Genomic DNA, 19,481 nt, shown 5'->3' with positions numbered 1-19,481 from the left:
GAGATCTCAAAAACTGGATAAATGAATCCATACAGAACATTGACAACCTGTTTTGTTAATGTTTTTTTGTGGACTCAGTCACATTAAAGATTTAACAAACAGCAGAAATCATATATTTTTATTATGAAAATACAGTGAGTTATTGAATAAATGAAAAAGCTGAATTGAACAGGGAGCGAGGCGAGTAATAGCCAAAAGGTGAGATGACAAATTTGTGAACACCACCTCATTTTTTGCTTTCAGGAGGTGCCATTAAGGCACCTGAGTCTGATGACAAACCTCATGTCCGCACAGAAAGAAAGGATGTCACCTAATAAAAAACCAGGAAAATCAATTCATTGATTTTCGGCTGCTAACTAAAAAGAAGGGAAAACCACGCTTTTCCCTTCTTTTTCATCAGTCTAAGGTGCCATTAAGGCACCTGTTTATTTTTACCGGGATAATAAGGCGCGAAAATTGCCAGATGTAATAGCGAAAACAGGCACCATAAACACCAACCTGGTAGCACAAAAAAAGTGGTGCAAACAATGGCACTCAGCGCGTCAACAACCAGCGGGCGGTATGCTCATCGGTAACCAGGCTGTTAATCCAGCCCCCTTTTAACGCGGCTAAAATCGCCGGGCGTTTGTAATCGCCGCAGGCCACACCAATACGTGGGCAGGGATTTTTACGAATATCATAACTGGTTATCAACTGGTTGATTTCGCTGTTAACAACGTTACCGCTGGCATCAATAAACCGCCCCAGGATCTCGCCGACAGAGCCCAGTGCAGTTAATTCATCCAGTTGCGCCCGGTTAATAAACCCGTCTTTATAAATGGGGCTTTGCTCACCTAAAGGCCCCACACCAACAAAAATCACATCCGCCTGGTTGGCTAACTCACTCACGTTATTAAACAAGCGGCTGGAGCACCACATGGCGTGTTCATCATTAGTTTGTGCATAGCGTGGTGCCGGCCACTGAGAATATTTGGCTTCCAGTTTACGCGCTAATAACAGAGGAACGTCGTCGTAGTAATTACACTGGCCGTTTTCATCCATAGCACTAATCAACGCCACACAGCGGGCGTTCTTACAATTAAAATCGATGCGCTGAATGGTTTTTTTCAGGGTAAACCCTGAGCCAATGCCAATGATTTTCGGTGTATCGGCTCGCAGAAAACGGGACATCACCTGGTAACAGCCAAATGCCACGCTATCGAGAATACTGTCTTCGCTGTAGACCGGCACAATATTACATTCATGCAACTGGTACTTTTCCTGCAACAACTGCGCATAATCAAGGCAGTTCGCCACCGGGTGATGCAAACCAATTGAAACAATCCCTTCTTCTTTCGCCGCCGCGATCAGGCGTTGTACAACTGGCCTGGAGGTACCCAGGCGGGTAGCGATTTCACTCTGATTCTGCCCGGCAATGTAATACATCCATGCCGCACGCACTTTTTGATCCAGCCTGGCATCATCTTCTTTACTCACTTTTCCCTGCCTTATTCCTGCGCCTGCGGGCACTTTACCCCGGCAATACCCGCATTCTGGCGGGAAGATCATAGTGAAGCAAGTACCCTTGTCACAATTAGATGCACATTATTGGTCATTTGTATTTTTGTCGGTCTTTTGCTCTTTTGTGATCTATAGCTCTACATTTGATCAAATGATTACATAGAGTGTGCCCACACCTTAATGGAGAACAGAGCATGAACAATCAATTCACATGGCTTCATATCGGTTTGGGTTCTTTTCATCGTGCACATCAGGCCTGGTACCTGCACAGCCTGATTGCCTCAGGCGATAACCGCTGGCATATTGCCGCCGGGAACATCCGCCCTGATTCAGAAAACGTTCTTCAGGCACTGAAAGCACAGAATGGCCGTTATGTCCTGGAAACCGTCAGCCCGGAAGGGGAAAGAAAATACGAAGAAATCACTTCAATTCAGAAGCTCATCCCCTGGCAGGAAAACCTTCAGCCACTGATTGACGAAGGGGCTAAACCAGAAACCAAAGTGATTGCATTTACAGTCACAGAAGGCGGGTATTACCTGAATACCCGGCACCAACTGGATACCAGCAACCCGGATTTGGCGGCAGACCTGAAAGGCGCCTGCAAGACAATTTACGGCACCATTACCCGCATTCTTGAAGCGCGCATGGCAGCGCAGGCGGGCCCGTTAACCCTGCTGTGCTGCGATAACGTCCGCCATAATGGCGAGCGCTTTCATGGCGGGTTAATCGAATTTTTACAACAGACGGGCAAACAGGCCGTGATTGACTGGATGACAGCCAACACCACCAGCCCGAATACCATGGTGGACCGTATCACACCACGCCCGGCGCCAGACCTGCCAGCCCGTATCAAAGAAAAAACCGGTATTGATGACAAAGCCCCGGTAATGGGTGAAACCTTTATTCAGTGGGTGGTGGAAGATAACTTCCGCGATGCCCGGCCTGCGCTGGAAAACGCCGGTGTAGAACTGGTGTCTTCTGTGATTCCTTATGAAGAAGCCAAAATCCGTATTCTTAACTCATCCCACAGCTGTATTGCCTGGGCGGGCACGTTAATCGGCCAGCAATATATCCATGAAAGCACCCAGACCGATTTTATCTATGCCATTGCAAACCGTTATGTCACCGAAGATGTCATTCCCTGCCTTGGCGATAACGGTATTGACCTTGCCAGCTACCGCGATGTGGTGCTTAACCGCTTTACCAACCCGTATATTCAGGATACCAACCAGCGTGTTGCCGCAGATGGTTTCTCAAAAATCCCGGCGATGATCACGCCAACGCTGCTGGAATGTTACCAGCGTGGCGCCACTCCGGATGCCACCGCGATGCTGCCTGCCCTGTTCTTCGTGTTTATGGAGCAATGGCACAACGGTGCCCTGCCTTATGAATACCAGGACGGCATTCTGGATGCACCCGCCGTTCATGCCATGTTCAACGCGGCCGACCCCATTACTGTTTATGCCAGCAACCAGGCACTGTTTGGTGAACTGGCCTCACGCGCAGACTTCGCTGCTCTGCTGCGCGCGAAAATTGCCGCTGTATACACACTGATTCAGTGAGGAATGACTATGTACTTAGGCATTGATCTTGGCACATCCGAAGTGAAAGCACTGGTCATTGACGACAACTACCATGTTGTTGCCACCCACAGTGCGCCACTGAGCATCCAGCGGCCACACCCGCACTGGTCTGAACAATCTCCCCAGGCCTGGTGGGAAGCCACAGATTATTTAATGGCGACACTGAAAGAGAAATGCGGCCAGCACTGGTCGGCCATTAAATCGATTGGTTTATCCGGGCAAATGCATGGCGCAGTGCTGCTGGATAACCAGGGCGAAGTGATTCGGCCAGCGATTTTATGGAACGACACCCGCTGTGCACAGGAGTGCGCAGAGCTGGAAGAAATCGCGCCGGAACTCCACGCCATTGCCGGTAACCTGGCGATGCCGGGGTTTACCGCACCCAAGCTGCTTTGGGTGCGTCGCCATGAAAGCGACAACTTTAACCGCACAGCAACCGTGCTGCTGCCGAAAGATTACCTGCGCTTCAAAATGACGGGCAAGAAAGTCTCCGATATGTCTGATGCCGCAGGCACTCTGTGGCTGGATGTGGCAAAACGAGACTGGTCAGATACTCTGCTGGAGAAATGTGGGTTGTCGCGCAGCAATATGCCGGAACTGGTGGAAGGTTGTGCGGTGTCGGCAACACTGGCACCAGACGTAGCACAACGCTGGGGGCTGAATGCTTCAGTGGTGGTCGCCGGTGGTGGTGGCGATAACGCAGTTAGCGCAATTGGTGTTGGCGCGGTCTCCCCGGGTGATGCATTTATCTCTTTGGGTACTTCCGGCGTGTTGTTTGTTGTAACCGACGCCTACCGCCCCGCACCGGAATCGGCGGTACACGCCTTTTGCCATGTGCTGCCCAATTTATGGCACCAGATGAGCGTGATGCTGAGTGCAGCCAGTTGCCTGCAGTGGTTTTGCCGCCTGACGGGCACCACCGAAACGGCACTGCTGGAAGAAATAGAACAGTTAAGCGACAGCGAGAAAGCCCATGCGCCACTGTTCCTGCCTTACCTTTCTGGCGAGCGCACACCCCATAACGACCCGAACGCACGCGGCCTGTTCTGGGGGTTAACTCACACCAGCCTGCGCGCGCAAATGGGCTATGCCGTTCTGGAAGGCGTAAGCTTCGGGATTGCCGACGGCCTGCGAGTGCTGCAGGAAAGCGGCACCGATATTACGCAGTGCTCATTAGTTGGCGGCGGTGCCCGCAGCCCGTTCTGGGCACAACTGCTGGCAGACATTCTCGCCATGCCCGTTATCACCCACAAAGGTGGTGAAACAGGCGGGGCACTGGGAGCAGCACGGCTGGCCTGCCTTGCGGCAGGAAGACCAATGGGCGAAGTGTGCAGCAAACCCGAAATCTACAAAACCTGGCAAGCGAACCCCGAGCGCCACCTGGCACTAATGGAACGCTATAAACAATTCGCTGCTCTGTACCAAAACGACATTACTTACCGTACTCATTCATTTTTATAACAAAACCCTCCGGCTCTGTGCCGGAGCGGTTCCACTGTACCCTGAATACGAGGTCATTATGTCTGTAACCAACAAGCAGTGGCTGGGATTGCCTCTGAACCTGATATGGGGCTATATCGCTATCGCCTTCTTCATGACGGGAGATGGTTTCGAACTGGCGTTTTTATCCCACTACATTAAAGAATTAGGCTTTTCACCCGCCGAAGCCTCTTTGGCATTTACTCTCTATGGCCTTGCAGCCGCGCTTGCCGCGTGGGTGTCTGGCGTGGTGGCTGAAATTATTACCCCGCAAAAAACCATGCTGATTGGCTTTTTGATGTGGTGTATTTTCCATGTTCTGTTTCTGGTGTTTGGCCTGGGGCACGCAAATTACGCCATGATCCTGCTGTTCTACGGTATTCGTGGTTTCGCTTATCCCCTGTTCCTGTATTCGTTTATTGTCGCCATTATTCATAACGTGAAGAGCGACAGCGCCAGCTCAGCCATTGGCTGGTTCTGGGCGGTGTATTCCATTGGTATTGGTGTGTTTGGCAGTTATATTCCGAGCTTCACCATCCCGCATATTGGCGAACTGGGGACATTGTGGCTGGCGCTGGCGTTTTGTATCACTGGCGGGGTTATCGCACAGATATCTCTGCGCCATATTGCCACACCACGCCATATGCAAAACCTCACCACGCGTGAGAAACTCAGTGAGCTCACCCGGGCAGTCACGCTGATTTACAGTAACCGCAATATTATGCTGTCCTGCATGGTGCGGATTATCAATACGCTGTCGCTGTTTGGTTTTGCCGTCATCATGCCAATGATGTTTGTCGACCAACTTGGCTTCACTACGTCTGAATGGCTCCAGGTCTGGGCCGTCTTTTTCTTTACCACAATATTCTCCAACGTGTTCTGGGGCGTTGTGTCCGAAAAATTGGGCTGGATAAAAGTGGTGCGCTGGTTCGGGTGCATTGGTATGGCGCTCTCCAGCCTGGCGTTTTATTACATCCCTCAGCATTTTGGGCATAACTTTGCCATGGCGTTAATTCCGGCAATCGCACTGGGCATTTTTGTGGCGGCATTTGTTCCCATGGCGGCGGTATTCCCGGCGCTGGAGCCCAGGCACAAAGGCGCGGCTATTTCGGTTTATAACTTATCTGCCGGGACATCCAACTTCCTGGCCCCGGCCATTGCCGTGCTGCTGCTGCCCCACTTCAGCACCATTGGTGTAGTGATTGCCTACACCGTGCTGTATATCGTCGCGTTTTTCATCTGCCCATTCATTCACGTTGAACAGCCCGGTTTTAGCACTAAACCGGAATGTGCGGCAGAAAGTGCGCAATTGTCGTAAGCAACCAGGCTGGCGGGCAACCGCCAGCCTGCAGGAGAAGTAAAAATGAAGGTGAAAGCGGTTATTTTTGATATGGATGGTGTGATTATTGATTCTGAACCGTTCTGGCAACAGGCGCAAATCACGGCACTGGCTGCCTGCCAGGTTCAGGCCACGGTGGCGCAATGCGAAGCCCTGACAAAAGGCAAGCGGCTGGATGAAATCGCCAGGTTGTGGTGCCAGCATTTCAACTTGCCCACCCAGCCCGGGCAACTGGAACAGGCCATTTTGCACCATGTCACCACATCCATTACGGCAAACGGTAAGCCTTTGCCGGGTGTCGGAGCAGTATTACACACCTTACAGCAAAGCAACTACCGTATCGCTTTAGCCACTTCATCTTCACACCAGGTTATTGATGCCGTGTTCGATAAACTGCAACTGCGCCACTATTTTGAAGTGGTTTCCAGTGCTGATGACGAACCGCGCGGTAAACCAGACCCGGCAGTTTACCTCTCTACCGCACGCAAACTTTCACTGCCCGCCGCAGAGTGCCTGGTGGTGGAAGACAGCCTGAATGGCTTCCGGGCTGCACAGGCTGCCGGAATGCCAGTATGTATGGTCACGCCAGCCTGCCACCAGCCAGAATTTCACGGCGCTGCCGGGCGTTACTGTTCACTGGCGGAGATGCTCGCCACACTGCCAGAGCCAGCCACAGAGCCCGCATAACCCACCTGTTTTCTGAATATGTAAGCGCAAACATTCCGGGAGATAAACGGTCTGTTCTTTCCTTGTTTGCGCTTACTTTTTTAGCAGCAATGAGTGGTCTGGAAGACAGAATTTCCACAGGTTTTCATATAAATCAGTATATTAATAATTAAAAATAACGCTTCAAAATGGCCGAGAACGCTTTTTTCTTGTGGCTCTGACTTGTGGCTCTGAGCATACCATTGCGCCTGGTTGCAACTGGGTAACGGGTATTTTGCGCAATGGTGTACCGCGTAAGATTTTACGCGCCGCACGGTAGCGGTCACACAGAAGCATTGCGCCACAAGCCATGAAGAAAATACCGATTAATATACTGATAGTATTCTCTATTTTCCTCTCACCCTCATTCCAGGCCTGTCAACGCAAAGCAGAAGTGGCACCTTCAGTGCGAAACAGAAATGTCCTGTCGACGTTCAGAGAAAAAAATCGAAAAGGTCCGCTGTGGGCCAAAAACGGACGTTATGAAGCGCATCATGGGCACATAACTAGACACGGGAACCCTGCGAAGGTAGGGGGGTTATCCTCCCTCTGCTATTGAGAATAGGTAGTTTAATTTGTAAACGATATCTCGTAGATTAAAGCACAGAGTGGGGATTATTGCGTCTTACACTTGTGACAAACAGTGAAAGACAGAAGTAATAAGAAGGCCTGCGTAAAGATAAAGTGTGTCGCGATGAGTGATGACATTACCTTACGACAGACACCAGCGGTGAAAAACAGCACCGGACGGATTCAGTACGCCATTACTACGAACCCTGATTCTGTTGTGCCTCAGGCCATATGATAGCCTGTGCAACAATCACATCCTGCCCATTAAACGTCGCGGCGGGTGAACCATACAGTTGATAACCAAGCGCCAGCGCTTCTGAAATCCGATGACAAAATTTAGCGTCATCCTTACCAGTCAGGAGACGATAACGAGGTAGACCATCCGGAGGTTCATGGCCCTTATTTTTTATTTCTGGGTTGATCATGGTAGTGCTCATCTTCAAGTTGAGCCTTATAGGCTCTGTCGTTATTCTTATCTTCACAAAACCATAAAATATCATAATGGTCAATCTGGACCATGCGTCCAGGGGAGTGATCCCGGGTCCGAACGTCACCAGAGTGCCAGAAGCGGACGTTGATAACTTCATGTTATGTTGATGCGCAGGGATCCAGTCAAAAACTAAGTAGAGGTTCGTATGTCTTCACAATCTATACAATTAGTAAAGATCATTGCTGATATAGCTATCGCACTCGAATTTACCGACGAGAACTTAATTAATCCTGATGTAGCCATTGAGATGCAGGAAAGTATTGCAGGAACTCTTCAGTCCCTTGATGAAGTTAATCGAAAAGATATAGCTGATGTCTTTGAAAGTATAGCGACTCATTACAATGGGGAGATTGCAGATTATGTCAGCTCTCTACCTGCAAATTATGGCATCAAGTAAGGAGATAAATAATCATTGCGAGGACCGCTCCTTGCTCATAGTGGACCTTTTGCTCAGTCAGTTCGTGCACTTCGTGTCAGGCGCGGACTGTCAATCATACAGTCGAACCGCATGAACCGGGGTATTTGTATATTGAGGTTATAAGGAAACGATGAGCTGTAACCTGGGATAACGTTCCAACCATTGCTTTGTAATGACCCGTTGTTTAAAACAATCCAACTTTTCACGTTCAAATGCAGGAGTCGGTCGTAAACGCAGTTCAAATAAGTCAGAAAGCCCATAAGGTGCAGTGATATCGAGACCTTCCTTCCCCAATCTGACAGCTACGGCCGTAGCTGTTTCAGGCCAGTGCAGTAAAGCATTTCCCGTTGAGGTATAGGGATGGTCACCATTACGTTGATGCATTCTGGCTTGATTCTTCACCGACCAGTTTAGCGAAGGTAACTGTTGCCTAAGCCTGCCTTCTGGATAGCTATCATGGTCTGGGCTACAGTGATCACAGTCAAACCAGACGACATCTACATCACCAGAAACAGGACTTAGCCCATACCCATGTAAGTGATCCCAGACAGCGTCTCGTACAAATCCCGCTCCAATCCAACCATCATTGAGCTCCAGTGCCCGAACCGCATGTAGGATCTTCATTCTTACAGGGTCATCTGACAATATTTTCTGCAATGACGTTTGGTATTCCATTCGTACCCCCTGTTGGATAAAGTTACCCACTGGCGGAAATATTATCAGCATCTTCCTGTCCATGTCCGCTTCACGCCCTGAGACATTCGACAAGCTTTTGATGGCTTCAGTAAGGGCTCATTACGCGCCCCCCAAGGGGACATTACAGCTTAGTGTTAACACTCTCATTCCAGACCTGTTCCCCCGGCGCGGTTAATGCTACATTGGCACAGCAAGATCATTCCCCCCACCAAAAATAGTAGGGCTATAGCCAGAATCAGGGCGCAAATGACACGTTATGTTACCCATTGTTGGCAACCCAAAATCGTTATAATGTGTAGGGATCTCCCTAAGGGAAATGCTTTCTGAAGTGCTGTCACGATATGCGAAGTCAGCGACGAAAATACGCCGCAAACTGAACTAATCTTCCTGATGGAGGACTGCACGTTTTATATACAGCCCGGCTATAAGGAACATCATCATGGCGACGCGTAACTATCGGCTGAATAATGACAACAATCCCCAGGAAAAAACCAGCACTCTGGATGGGCAGTCGCACAGGGCCGCACGGGCGCTGGACTCCTGGCGTTTAAAGTTTGACAATATTGCGCTGAGCAAATGTGGCGGAATGTCTCTGGAAAATGCCCGCCAGAATGCCGCAGAAATTTTTCCGATGCTGAAATTACGCTGGCAAAGCCACAATGATGATAACGTGGATTGCAGCGATATTCTTTCCCAGCTCCATACACGGGCAGATATTGTGCAGTTGATTATTATGTCTATCAACGTGGCGCAACACGCCATAATGACTCACGGTTTATTTTCCAGCGAAGCAGAAGCGCGCCTGTATTTAATGGGCCGGATAATGGACCATTACAAGGTGCCCCACCGTTTATAATCCAGGCAGAGCTGCCACCTCCACAGTATTCCCGCACCGGGTTCACATTATTCACCTCGCCCTGTTCCCATATAAAAAGCAGGTGTTAATATTCACCTGTTTATTCATACCCAATCTCACCGGAGCTTTGATGCTGGAGAATGTAATCATCTGATAATCAGCCTGCTGGCTCTACGCCACACTGGTTATCGCTGCGCTAAAACCTTACGCGAACACCTGCGGGTGTTGGCATGTTTTTGCACATGATGATTAACAGGTTTCAGTATGAATTTATCCCGTCAGGAACAACGGACTTTGCATGTACTCGCAAAAGGCGGGCGCATTGTACATACCCGTAATACCGCTGGTCGCGTTACCGCAGTTGAATGTTACAGCCGTGAAGGTTTATTGCTGAGCGACTGCACACTTGCTGTTTTCAAAAAACTCAAAACCAAAAAACTCATTAAGTCCGTAAACGGGCAGCCCTATCGTATTAACACGACCGGGCTGAATAACGTTCGCCCCCAACCGGACAACCGCTGAGGAGAGCACCATGGATATCCCACGTATTTTCACTATCAGTGAAAGCGCTCACCGGATCCACAACCCCTTTACCCCGGAGAAATATGCCACTCTTGGCCGGGCATTACGCCTGCAACCCGGAGACAGAGTACTGGACCTGGGCAGTGGCTCAGGCGAAATGCTGTGCACCTGGGCCAGGGACCACGCCATTACCGGCGTGGGTGTGGATATGAGCCCACTATTCAGCCAGCAGGCAAGGCAGCGTGCCGAAGCACTCGGCGTCAGCCATGCAGTGACGTTTATTCATAGCGATGCCAGTGGCTTTGTGGCCAGCGCCCCGTGCGATGTGGCCGCCTGTATTGGTGCCACCTGGATTGGCGGCGGTGTTGCCGGTACCCTTGCGTTACTGGAGAAAAGCCTGAAGCCGGGCGGCCTGCTGCTGATTGGCGAGCCATACTGGCGCCTGTTGCCGCCCACTGAAGCCATCGCCCGTGCCTGTGGCGCCACTGCACCAGGCGACTTTCTCACACTGCCGGAACGGGTTGCTTCATTTAGTTCATCCGGCTACGACCTGGTGGAAATGGTGCTGGCAGACCAGGACGGCTGGGACAGGTACGAAGCGGCAAAATGGCTGACAATGCGCCGCTGGCTTGATGAAAACCCGGGTGATGACTTCGCCGGGGAAGTGCGGGCGCAACTCACTGAAGCCCCACTCCGCCACGTAACATACACCCGTGAATACCTGGGCTGGGGGGTATTCGCCTTACTGGCTCGTTAATATTCATCAGCCAGGCAAGCCTGAAAGCAAAAAGGCCGGCATACCCAACTGGGTAACCGGCCTTTTTCTTGTGGAGCGGCCGCAAAAGCAGAACAAACGGGCGCTCAGAGTAATTCACTGTTATGAGCAAGCGCGGCGCTTCACTGAACCGGTTTCACCTGTGCCACCCAGAGCGGTAAATCCCAGGTACCGCCCAGGCGCAGGTAACGGCACGACCCGGTACCACCTTCATGGCTTTTACGGAAAGCAGCGCCATCCCATACCCAGCTGGCATTCCACCAGCAATCGCCTATGCCACGGCCTTTCTGGCTTTCTGAAATTTCGCCATCGGTATAATCAGAACCCGATGTCGTCACTAACACCGGCTTGCCCGCCAGTGACTTGTCGATAACCCAGTAGCCATAACCCTCGTTATAAGCCGCCCGCCAGCACAGGGCTGAAATCAGGGAGTGACTGTTATCCAGAGGCTGTAACGTTACCTCGTTGTCGCCCGGCATCTGGCTGTCGCCCTGCTCTTGCGAGTCGCTCAGGTTATCGCACATGTCGTCTCCCCCAAGCGTTGCCAACAGTTGCGGCTTCAGTATTTTCAACTCTGGTGCCGTTAACGGGCGAGGCTGAGCGCTGGCCGTCTTCACTTTTTGAATTACCGGTGCCGGAATGGCCGCCAGCACACTGCTTTCCGGCTTATCGCCTTTTTTGGTTAATGCACCCGGCGTACCAATGCGCCCTTGTACATCATCCATTTTCAGCAATACAGCATAAGCGCCATCGCCAGAGATCACGAACGGTTCCGGCCCGCCCTTAAATTCAACTTTACCGCTACCTTTAATGGCGGCAACCAGGCGCTGGGTTTGTTGTTGTGAAAGTTGCCAGTCGTCGTTTTTGGTCGGCGTTAATGCACCCGCTGGCTGGCCGTTTATCCACAGTGCCAGTTGAGCTACCGGTGTGCTTTCACCTTCGTCCACTTCAGCCAGCATCACTTTGCCGGTAACCGCACTGCCCGCCCCAGCTTTACGGGTTAACAGCACCGAGCCGCCTTGCCCTTCTTCCGGGCTGTAACCTGCTGCCCGGCAGGTGAGCGTGTTATCACACACCACTTCCCAGTTTTTGTGGCTGAACGACACTCCACTATCCTGAGCCAGCGCTGGCACGCTGCAAAACACCATGGCCAGTAACCCCACCGGAGTAATACCCTTCATGTCATCTCTCCATAATGAATAAGCAAGATTAATCACAAAAAAACAACTCACCAAAATCAGCCTGCCATATACGTAATATTCATGCTGAGAATACAACGTTGTTTTTTGCTGAATAGCACATTCTTGCGGCACAAAGCACCGCCATCGCTGGCTGTATTGCGCCAAATGCAGGAGTAAAATAATAAACAATGTTAACAGATGATTTATATATATAATTACTTATTATGAGACAACAATAACATACAGTTATGGAGCAACAGTGATGATCAAACGGGCAACATTAGCCGCCCTTCTCCCGGCAATACTTCTGGCAAACGGGTGCGATGATGCATCCAAAGACAAAGCGAATACCGCAGAAGCACCCACTACAGCGCAGGCCAGTAAAACGGCACCGGGCGCTAACGAACTGGATAAGCGGCTCGCAGAAATACGTGCACAATCCACGTCAGCAAAAATTGAAGAATTTAATCAGTTAAAAGATAACGACCCAAAGTTACTGCAGAAATCCGTAGTGGCAGAAGTTAAAAAACAACTGCCGTTATTAATTGATGATGCCACCATGATGTCGGATGTCTCATCGGAAGGAAACACGTTCACTTATAAATTCGTGATTAAAGGGCTCCCTGCCAGTATTACGAAGAATGAGGAATGGCGCAGTAATATGCAGAAAGTGATTATCAAAAACTATTGCTCCAACGATAACCGGGTGAAAGTTTTCCGTTCACTCTTCCCGGATGGGGCAGTTTATAACTACTACCAGGACAACGAACTGGTCTATTCCTGGAAAGCACAGCCTTCCATCTGCAAGGAATAGTGGCACCAGTGCGGCTGGTGTGGTTTGTGGTTAGTTACAGCCAGCCCGTTCTCAGAACGGGTTGGCGGCATGATTACCCTGCGCGGAGCGCCCTATGCCGGTATTTATTTTCTTAAAAAAAGGCAGCCAGATTGCTGTGGTGGAGAAAGCGGATGCCCCTGAGGCAGCCCGCCTGAAAGCACAAGGTTATGAACAGCAGTTTGAGGAAATTACCGCCCCCAATACCGCGAAAGCACTGGCCCGCTTTCGGGATATTAAACAAGAGGAAGAAGCAATACAGCATGGTTTTTCTACAGGTGCGGCGTTTTTTTCCCTGCTTGCCGTACTGATGATGATCATCGCCTTTTTCTTGCAGAGGTAGCCAACCTGCCTGGCAACACAGGGGGCCATTTACCCTACCAAAATAATTCATATTTTTTGAAAGAGATCTGCAAATTGTTTTGATTTTAATCACCGTATGGCAGGCCTATGATTGTTCACATCAGGGCAATACAGCCCTACCGAACAAAACCATTTAAGGAATACGACCATGAAATCTATCAAAACTTTCGTTGCAGTTGCCGCTCTTTCTGTTATGTCTTTCGGTGCTTTCGCTCAAAGCGTAACCGCCACCGCTTCCACCCTGGACGGCGCTGAAGCACAGATTGCGGCTCAGGCTAAACAGGCTGGCGCTTCTTACCGCATTACTGAAGCCAATGTGAATAACGGTGTACATATGACGGCTGAACTGACCAAATAAGCCAGTACCCAGGCGAAAAACACACCAGTCTGATGACAAACCTCATGTCCGCACAGAACGAGAGGATGTCACCCAATAAAAAACCCGGAAAATCAATTTATTGATTTTCGGCTGCTAACTAAAAAGAAGGAAAAACCACGCTTTTTCCTTCTTTTTCATCAACCTGAAACCACCTTAACCGGTGGTTTTTTCGTTTCTGAGCCCTCAGCCTTTACGGCTTGCCAGGGTAACGCCGGCAATAATGGCGGTAATACCTGCCAGGTGAAACAGGTGGAACGGTTCACCCAGAAACACCAGCGAAAGCACCACGCCGAACACCGGAATCAGGTGGATGCACAACCCGGCGCGGGCAGCACCAATAGTTTCCACACAGCGCCCGTAAAACCAGTAAGAAATAAACGACGGGCAAACGCCCAGAAACAGCACCGCCGACAACGTGGTGGCATTCCACTGCACCGCCAGCCCACTGATATGCTCATGGAGCCAGAGCGGAGACACCACCAGCAATGTGATAAGTACCTGCACCCACAGTAACCCCATGCGGTTAATTTCCGCCGGCAGTTTACGCAGCCAGAGTGTGTATAACGCGAAACTTGCCATGGCCCCGAGCAGCATTACATCCCCGGAAGAGAACGCCAGTTGCATAAGCCCCTGCAGGCTGCCCCGGAAAATAATCACCAGCACACCGCAAAATGACACCGCAATACCAGCCACCTGCAACCCGCCAAGGCGTTGCTGATAAAACAGCGCCCCAAACAGCATAATCAGAATAGGTATGCAGGAATTCAGCAACAGGGCATTGGTGCCGGACGTGTGGTGCAGACCGTAGTAAACCAGCAAACTGAACGCAGTAATGCCACTAAGCGACAGGGCGATAATGCGCAGTGGAACCTGCAAATAACGGCGAAAATCCCGGCGGATAAACGGCGCGGCAAAAGGGAAAATGACCACCAGCGCCACCAGCCAGCGGAAAAAGGTTAATGTTGCCGGGGGGATATCATTACGAATGGCCCGGCCGACAATAAAGTTACCGGCCCATAATAACGGCGGGATAATAAACAAGAAAAAGGCCACCAGCCGCGCAGGCGATGCACCGCTGGTTTTCTCCAGTGCTGCAGATGATTCAGAAGCCACCCTGTTACTCCTTATTTTTCTCCCCCGCACAGACCTGGCTGCACACCACGGGCAGAATACGCATTATTTTCCTCATCATCTCTGTTTTTCGGCTATCTGGCATTAACTGTTTGGCACTTTAATGCAAATTGTGTGGGGGTGGGAAAAGCACGGAAGGCGTTGCGGGCGAAAGTAAATAACCCGCAAGAAGCCAGTGACCACTACTGATTCAACTCTTGCAACAACCTTGTGTTGATATACAGTTTTTCGCGCCCCACAGCCATTTCTTCCAGCACACCAATATCAACCAGTTGCTTCAGGTATACAGATGCTGTCTGGCGTTTAGCCACACCACGTTCCACAAGGTTTTCAATCCGGCAATAGGGTTGAGCAAACAGCGCCTGGATAAGTTCATGAGTATAAATTTTGGGTAGTTTTTCACGCACAAACGCTGCGATTTCTGCCATCAAAGCCCGAATAACTGAAATTTTACTCGTCGTCCACCGTGACGCGCTTTCTACTGCATTCAGCATAAAGAGTATCCAGGATTCCCAATCGCCTTCTGCGGTCACTTTTCGCAAAAGGGTGTAGTAATCATCACGCCTTTCCAGAATAAAACGAGACAAATACAAAATAGGTAGCGAGAGCAGTTCTTCCTGAATTAAATACAGGATATTCAGTATACGGCCTGTTCGCCCATTGCCATCGGGAAACGGGTGAATGCACTCAAACTGATAGTGCGCAATAGCCATTTTCACCAGCGGATCTAAATCATCTTCACTGTGTATAAACTGTTCCCAGTTCGCCAGTAAATTACGGATGGCGTCTTCACCGACGGGTGGCGTATATACCACTTTGTTGTTCTGATCCCGCAAGACTGTACCCGGTGTTTTCCGGACATCTGTTTGCACGGCGCGCAATTTGGTACAGATAGCGACCGCGGTATTTGTACAGAGTGGACAGGTTTCAAGGTGGGTAAAACCATCATAAAGCGCAGTACGGTAGCGCAGCGCCTCTTTGGTTGCAGGATCGGCCTTATCTGCGTGATCTGCATACTGAAAAAGCTGATCGCTGGTCGTTACAATGTTCTCAATGCGCGAAGAATCTTTTGCTTCCAGCATGGGCAGAATATTTATCAGTAAACCCTGATCGGGGATCAACTCACCGGCCGTTTTCAGCTCGGCAATGGCTGCGCGCGCACTAATGCATGCTTTAAGAACATTGCGTGTTTCAACCCTATCCAGTTCGGGCGGCAGCACGGGCAGTGCGTTGTAAGGCGTTTGCGGATCCCAGTTCATATGTTTATAAAAACCGTTTTAATCGACACATCACCATACTATGCCGATACGCGACACACGTCACTCCAATATGTTTAAAAAAAAGCATTTTATCGACATATCACAAGAACGTGTCGATGCCATGAACATGTTTAAGCCATATGTTTAAAAAAACGTATTTTATCGACATATCGCCAGAACGTGTCGATACCGTAAACATGTTTGGGCTATATGTTTAAAAAAACGTGTTTTATCGACATATTGATGGTGAGTTGTTGTAAATCCGGGCAGCAACTTTAGCCTGGGTTGTGACTTATAGTCCGTGGCCTGAGCGGCACTACCAGGTCATGTTAGTGGGGTGAATAACATCTCTCACATTCAGGCGCATTTATGGAGCTCATTCACTGATGTAATCCGCCATGAAAGTGAGGCAGAACCCACGAAGGAGCAATTATCATGAGCAACACAGACTGGCATGCGGCAGATATTATTGCCGCACTGCGTAAGAAAGGGACTTCCATGGCCGCGATTTCCAGGGAAGCGGGGCTTTCATCTTCCACACTCTCGAATGCACTTACCCGCCCCTGGCCCAGAGGCGAAATATTGATTGCAACAGCAATTGGCGTGGATGCCAGCGAGATTTGGCCGAGCCGTTATTTTGACAAGCAGGGCATGCGGATAGACCGAGCAGCCATGATGCGCAGGAAGAATGCGGTTTGATTACTCAGCACGCCCGTAAAGGGCGTGTTTGGCGATTGAGCAGCGCCCATCTTCACAGTGTTGATTCTGGAGAACATGCGTTAACAATCAATATCAAGCACGAAGATCTGCGATGTGGCAACATATTTTTCATTCATAAACCGAATGAATTCCCACGGCCCCACCTCGAACTCTATCTCGCCAAAATTGGCATCAAAAAGGATACAGTTTGATTTAACCCTGTTATCAAGCACCACCACATGAACAATGTGTGAGAACGTGAATACAATCATATACACGCCGTAACCCATCGAGACGGTATGTTCCCAGCGGTCAAAGTAAAAACGAAAAGTGTAGGGAAGGTTATCGCTTTTTAATATACAGGTAATTGAATTGAGCTTTCCTGCTTCACAGGCGTAATACGCTGCCCGCTGCCTTGCGGTAAAGTGGCAGGCTCGCGAGAAATACTCCAGTTCCTGAGGTTTATTTCTCACCAGGTTACGGCAATATGCAATACTTGCGGCCGTGCACACGCCACCATTGATGCCATCGGTGTAACCGCCTTTTTTTGCATCAGCATTGATATCACATTTGAATCTGTATCTCATTTTCTTCCTGAAAATTCACAGTTATAGCGTAACAATAATTAATCACAGGCGTGCTTTTAAGAGGGACATGACTTACCCAATACAACCACTGCCTGCCTGAGTAGCAGGAATCGATTTTAGGTACCTGATCCGGGTAAGAAAAGTAGATGTTACTTACTGGTTTAGCCAGTATTTAGAATAGTTCCGGTGTTCATTTTTTAAGTAAGACGGTTTCATTGCCGGAACAAACAGAAAGGCAGACATAAACCATGATACACATAAAAACCTGCCTGACCGCCGGTGAGAATTCACAGGTTGTGCTTACCTCAAATTATTGCCATCGCCGGAAAGAAAGCCAGGCAGAACACTCAGCCGGTACATAGCATATAGGGAGTGAATGAATTCCATACTAAATACCCTCCCTGAACACGGGTCAGCCGTATTCTTGGGTGATCTCTCTGCACATCGAAAACGTAGGAATTAAAAAAATCATCCGGAAGATTATCTTCCAGATATTTAGTTGTTATAAACTTATCTATGTCAATCCAGCCATTGGCTTTAGTTTTATAGGAAAATTTTAACTGGCGGTAAACATGCCATGACTGATTGATATTACCCTCCTGGTGCACATCGCCAAAGATGACAAACGTACCATCATTACCATCAAGGCTGAAGGAAATATTTGAGTTAAACTGGTGCCCTGTTGCAGGTAAAACAATATTCAGCCTGCTGGTGCAATTTACTTCTTCTGAATAATTCGCATGCCTTAACGTATAACCATTGAGGTTAAGTAATATTGCGCCCAGTACCAGAAAAGCAGCAACAACGGAAACGATAAAGTACTTCGTTCTACCTTTCACGCAGGTAAACTCCTTTGCAATTCGAGAAAACGGCACTGCCACCCTTTACCTGGGCACATCGGCTCAAAAAAACACGGCCATTGGCATGGCTCAGAAAAACGTTGTCAGTAAACAGCACATAGACCTCATCACCTGAGCATTTTGCATACTGGTTAACCACCCCAATGAGCTTCTCATTAATGGGGGTTGATTTGTCTGCCATATACACCGGGCACTGCCCTATTTTCCCTGCCAGCACCAGGTTTTGTTGAGGAAATTTAATTCCCTGAGCTCCGGGAAGTGGAAATACCAATAAAGCGGTAAAAATAACCAGTAACAATATACCGTATAAAACAAGCCACTCAGGACTGTGTTTTTTTATTTTTGAGGAACTGTGCCCTGCACTGGATAATTTTTCGCTTGTTGGACCTGGAGGAGAATCATTAATAGTTACCGAATCACTGGCAATCAGAAGCCCTTTTTTCGGAATGGTTTGAATCACTTCACACTCGCACCCTAATTCAGAAAATGTCCGCCTGATCTGGGAGATATGCTGATTAAGAGAATTACTGGATGGCACCAGGCCATAATCGTCCCATACATGCTTAAGTATGCCCTCACGGTCAATAATGCACCCCTGGTTTTCTAACAAATGGCACAAAATACGAACAGGTAATGTAGTCAGTGTAACAACATTATCAGTATTAGTAACATTCCAGACTGCACCGTCTTCCGGCCGAAATGCAATAACATGTTGTATTATATATATCATAATTATTTCTGACGGTTAATTTACAATACAAGAGAAGCCAGGTAATGAGAAAGCACCCTGAGATTGCCCGGTTTTGCATGTAAAAGTTGCTCTGCGCCTCGCTGAAAGAAACCCTGTTCTTGATGCTCAGAAACTTGTTCTTGACATGAAGACGTATACTGGCCGCATATAAGTAGTCACAAGGTGAAGCAAGCCCTGCCTGGCGACTTCTGGTTTATCCTTACTGGGAGGTAAGGAGAATGCATTGGCAATACGCAGAGTACTCCTCCCATTCAGGGCACCATTTATAACCTAATGCCCAAAGTAATGATGACCTGGCCTGGTACTTATGGCAACCCATAGCTTCATCAAATACATCTTCATGCCCTCCAAACAACTCGCTATTAGCTTAGTAAACACCTCGTATTTTACTTATTAATTTATTAATCACTGTATTAACTCATGGTCATCACCTCCCGCAAATCAGAATTTAAATCTGTTTAAATTAAAAATTTAAACATTTTTATCTAAATTTTATCGTAAACAAA

The 19,481-nt window shown here is 49.0% G+C and carries 21 protein-coding genes; 12 read left to right on the top strand and 9 right to left on the bottom strand.

What is annotated here, in order from left to right; all coding sequences use genetic code 11:
- Window positions 1–534: 534 nt before the first annotated feature.
- Entirely contained in the window at window positions 535–1,476 is a 942-nt protein-coding gene (locus tag A9B99_RS14075; protein ID WP_064598476.1) for a sugar-binding transcriptional regulator, read from the bottom strand.
- 218 nt (window positions 1,477–1,694) lie between these two features.
- Between A9B99_RS14075 and dalD the strand changes: the two genes are divergently transcribed.
- From dalD to A9B99_RS14055, 4 genes are read left to right on the top strand one after another with little or no spacing between them, the layout of a single operon-like run.
- Window positions 1,695–3,062, top strand: coding sequence for a D-arabinitol 4-dehydrogenase (dalD, locus tag A9B99_RS14070; RefSeq protein WP_064598474.1), 1,368 nt, complete (start codon window positions 1,695–1,697; stop codon window positions 3,060–3,062).
- Window positions 3,063–3,071: 9 nt separating this feature from the next.
- Window positions 3,072–4,544: a xylulokinase gene (gene xylB, locus A9B99_RS14065; RefSeq protein ID WP_064598473.1), complete on the top strand. Its 1,473-nt coding sequence runs from the start codon at window positions 3,072–3,074 to the stop codon at window positions 4,542–4,544.
- Between the two features lie 58 nt (window positions 4,545–4,602).
- Window positions 4,603–5,880, top strand: coding sequence for an RbtT/DalT/CsbX family MFS transporter (locus A9B99_RS14060; protein ID WP_064598471.1), 1,278 nt, complete (start codon window positions 4,603–4,605; stop codon window positions 5,878–5,880).
- Window positions 5,881–5,925: 45 nt separating this feature from the next.
- A complete protein-coding gene (locus A9B99_RS14055) occupies window positions 5,926–6,588 on the top strand; it encodes an HAD family hydrolase (RefSeq protein ID WP_064598469.1) in 663 nt (220 codons plus the stop codon).
- Between the two features lie 785 nt (window positions 6,589–7,373).
- Here A9B99_RS14055 and A9B99_RS14050 read toward each other — a convergent pair.
- Entirely contained in the window at window positions 7,374–7,613 is a 240-nt protein-coding gene (locus A9B99_RS14050) for a DUF1737 domain-containing protein (protein ID WP_231889196.1), read from the bottom strand.
- A 198-nt stretch (window positions 7,614–7,811) separates the two neighbouring features.
- Between A9B99_RS14050 and A9B99_RS14045 the strand changes: the two genes are divergently transcribed.
- Window positions 7,812–8,063: a hypothetical protein gene (locus A9B99_RS14045; RefSeq protein ID WP_064598466.1), complete on the top strand. Its 252-nt coding sequence runs from the start codon at window positions 7,812–7,814 to the stop codon at window positions 8,061–8,063.
- A 138-nt stretch (window positions 8,064–8,201) separates the two neighbouring features.
- Here A9B99_RS14045 and A9B99_RS14040 read toward each other — a convergent pair whose 3' ends face one another.
- On the bottom strand, window positions 8,202–8,759 hold the full coding sequence (locus tag A9B99_RS14040; protein ID WP_064598993.1) for a nucleotidyltransferase family protein: 558 nt from the start codon (window positions 8,757–8,759) through the stop codon (window positions 8,202–8,204).
- A gap of 460 nt (window positions 8,760–9,219) precedes the next feature.
- Here A9B99_RS14040 and A9B99_RS14035 point away from each other — a divergent pair, with 460 nt between their 5' ends.
- The 3 genes from A9B99_RS14035 to A9B99_RS14025 all read left to right on the top strand — a co-directional run bounded on the left by A9B99_RS14035 (window position 9,220) and on the right by A9B99_RS14025 (window position 10,915).
- Entirely contained in the window at window positions 9,220–9,636 is a 417-nt protein-coding gene (locus A9B99_RS14035) for a hypothetical protein (protein ID WP_064598464.1), read from the top strand.
- Between the two features lie 264 nt (window positions 9,637–9,900).
- Window positions 9,901–10,158: a YjhX family toxin gene (locus A9B99_RS14030; protein ID WP_064598462.1), complete on the top strand. Its 258-nt coding sequence runs from the start codon at window positions 9,901–9,903 to the stop codon at window positions 10,156–10,158.
- Window positions 10,159–10,168: 10 nt separating this feature from the next.
- Window positions 10,169–10,915 (top strand): SAM-dependent methyltransferase, encoded by a 747-nt coding sequence (locus A9B99_RS14025; RefSeq protein ID WP_064598460.1) that lies wholly within the window; start codon window positions 10,169–10,171, stop codon window positions 10,913–10,915.
- A gap of 140 nt (window positions 10,916–11,055) precedes the next feature.
- Here the strand turns inward: A9B99_RS14025 and A9B99_RS14020 are convergent, their stop codons facing one another.
- The gene (locus tag A9B99_RS14020) at window positions 11,056–12,114 is read right to left on the bottom strand and encodes a DUF1176 domain-containing protein (RefSeq protein WP_064598458.1); all 1,059 of its coding nucleotides are present in this window, start codon (window positions 12,112–12,114) and stop codon (window positions 11,056–11,058) included.
- A 262-nt stretch (window positions 12,115–12,376) separates the two neighbouring features.
- Between A9B99_RS14020 and A9B99_RS14015 the strand changes: the two genes are divergently transcribed.
- The 3 genes from A9B99_RS14015 to A9B99_RS14005 all read left to right on the top strand — a co-directional run bounded on the left by A9B99_RS14015 (window position 12,377) and on the right by A9B99_RS14005 (window position 13,667).
- Window positions 12,377–12,928, top strand: coding sequence for a hypothetical protein (locus A9B99_RS14015; RefSeq protein ID WP_064598457.1), 552 nt, complete (start codon window positions 12,377–12,379; stop codon window positions 12,926–12,928).
- Between the two features lie 94 nt (window positions 12,929–13,022).
- Window positions 13,023–13,289, top strand: a complete 267-nt coding sequence (locus A9B99_RS14010) for a hypothetical protein (protein WP_064598455.1) — start codon at window positions 13,023–13,025, stop codon at window positions 13,287–13,289.
- Between the two features lie 168 nt (window positions 13,290–13,457).
- On the top strand, window positions 13,458–13,667 hold the full coding sequence (locus A9B99_RS14005; protein ID WP_036106759.1) for a YdgH/BhsA/McbA-like domain containing protein: 210 nt from the start codon (window positions 13,458–13,460) through the stop codon (window positions 13,665–13,667).
- 204 nt (window positions 13,668–13,871) lie between these two features.
- Here the strand turns inward: A9B99_RS14005 and A9B99_RS14000 are convergent, their stop codons facing one another.
- Window positions 13,872–14,801, bottom strand: a complete 930-nt coding sequence (locus A9B99_RS14000; RefSeq protein ID WP_231889195.1) for a DMT family transporter — start codon at window positions 14,799–14,801, stop codon at window positions 13,872–13,874.
- A 200-nt stretch (window positions 14,802–15,001) separates the two neighbouring features.
- Complete coding sequence (gene fic, locus A9B99_RS13995; RefSeq protein WP_064598453.1) at window positions 15,002–16,078, bottom strand: protein adenylyltransferase Fic; 1,077 nt, start codon at window positions 16,076–16,078, stop codon at window positions 15,002–15,004.
- Window positions 16,079–16,513: 435 nt separating this feature from the next.
- Here fic and A9B99_RS13990 point away from each other — a divergent pair, with 435 nt between their 5' ends.
- Window positions 16,514–16,777, top strand: coding sequence for a helix-turn-helix domain-containing protein (locus A9B99_RS13990; RefSeq protein ID WP_064598452.1), 264 nt, complete (start codon window positions 16,514–16,516; stop codon window positions 16,775–16,777).
- Between the two features lie 80 nt (window positions 16,778–16,857).
- On the opposite strand, the gene A9B99_RS13985 is transcribed toward A9B99_RS13990, so the two are convergent.
- The 3 genes from A9B99_RS13985 to A9B99_RS13975 all read right to left on the bottom strand — a co-directional run bounded on the left by A9B99_RS13985 (window position 16,858) and on the right by A9B99_RS13975 (window position 18,954).
- Entirely contained in the window at window positions 16,858–17,364 is a 507-nt protein-coding gene (locus A9B99_RS13985) for a hypothetical protein (RefSeq protein WP_064598450.1), read from the bottom strand.
- A gap of 347 nt (window positions 17,365–17,711) precedes the next feature.
- Window positions 17,712–18,203: a hypothetical protein gene (locus tag A9B99_RS13980; protein WP_064598448.1), complete on the bottom strand. Its 492-nt coding sequence runs from the start codon at window positions 18,201–18,203 to the stop codon at window positions 17,712–17,714.
- Window positions 18,193–18,954: a winged helix-turn-helix domain-containing protein gene (locus A9B99_RS13975; protein ID WP_064598447.1), complete on the bottom strand. Its 762-nt coding sequence runs from the start codon at window positions 18,952–18,954 to the stop codon at window positions 18,193–18,195. The genes A9B99_RS13980 and A9B99_RS13975 overlap by 11 nt, the downstream gene beginning before the upstream one ends.
- Window positions 18,955–19,481: the final 527 nt, after the last annotated feature.

Origin of the sequence: Mangrovibacter phragmitis (genome assembly GCF_001655675.1) — a bacterium.
GTDB classification, from domain to species: domain Bacteria; phylum Pseudomonadota; class Gammaproteobacteria; order Enterobacterales; family Enterobacteriaceae; genus Mangrovibacter; species Mangrovibacter phragmitis.
The sequence above is the reverse complement of the archived record's forward strand: the minus strand, read 5'-3'. Positions and strand labels throughout refer to the sequence as shown.

Coding starts and splice junctions, on each gene's coding strand:
- A9B99_RS14060 (WP_064598471.1), top strand. CDS start 4,603: ATGTCTGTAACCAACAAGCAGTGGCTGGGATTGCCTCTGAACCTGATA.
- A9B99_RS14050 (WP_231889196.1), bottom strand. CDS start 7,613: ATGAGCACTACCATGATCAACCCAGAAATAAAAAATAAGGGCCATGAA.
- xylB (WP_064598473.1), top strand. CDS start 3,072: ATGTACTTAGGCATTGATCTTGGCACATCCGAAGTGAAAGCACTGGTC.
- A9B99_RS14015 (WP_064598457.1), top strand. CDS start 12,377: ATGATCAAACGGGCAACATTAGCCGCCCTTCTCCCGGCAATACTTCTG.
- A9B99_RS13975 (WP_064598447.1), bottom strand. CDS start 18,954: ATGATATATATAATACAACATGTTATTGCATTTCGGCCGGAAGACGGT.
- A9B99_RS14055 (WP_064598469.1), top strand. CDS start 5,926: ATGAAGGTGAAAGCGGTTATTTTTGATATGGATGGTGTGATTATTGAT.
- A9B99_RS13985 (WP_064598450.1), bottom strand. CDS start 17,364: ATGAGATACAGATTCAAATGTGATATCAATGCTGATGCAAAAAAAGGC.
- A9B99_RS14020 (WP_064598458.1), bottom strand. CDS start 12,114: ATGAAGGGTATTACTCCGGTGGGGTTACTGGCCATGGTGTTTTGCAGC.
- dalD (WP_064598474.1), top strand. CDS start 1,695: ATGAACAATCAATTCACATGGCTTCATATCGGTTTGGGTTCTTTTCAT.
- A9B99_RS14040 (WP_064598993.1), bottom strand. CDS start 8,759: ATGGAATACCAAACGTCATTGCAGAAAATATTGTCAGATGACCCTGTA.
- A9B99_RS14010 (WP_064598455.1), top strand. CDS start 13,023: ATGCCGGTATTTATTTTCTTAAAAAAAGGCAGCCAGATTGCTGTGGTG.
- A9B99_RS13990 (WP_064598452.1), top strand. CDS start 16,514: ATGAGCAACACAGACTGGCATGCGGCAGATATTATTGCCGCACTGCGT.
- fic (WP_064598453.1), bottom strand. CDS start 16,078: ATGAACTGGGATCCGCAAACGCCTTACAACGCACTGCCCGTGCTGCCG.
- A9B99_RS14030 (WP_064598462.1), top strand. CDS start 9,901: ATGAATTTATCCCGTCAGGAACAACGGACTTTGCATGTACTCGCAAAA.
- A9B99_RS14035 (WP_064598464.1), top strand. CDS start 9,220: ATGGCGACGCGTAACTATCGGCTGAATAATGACAACAATCCCCAGGAA.
- A9B99_RS14005 (WP_036106759.1), top strand. CDS start 13,458: ATGAAATCTATCAAAACTTTCGTTGCAGTTGCCGCTCTTTCTGTTATG.
- A9B99_RS14025 (WP_064598460.1), top strand. CDS start 10,169: ATGGATATCCCACGTATTTTCACTATCAGTGAAAGCGCTCACCGGATC.
- A9B99_RS14045 (WP_064598466.1), top strand. CDS start 7,812: ATGTCTTCACAATCTATACAATTAGTAAAGATCATTGCTGATATAGCT.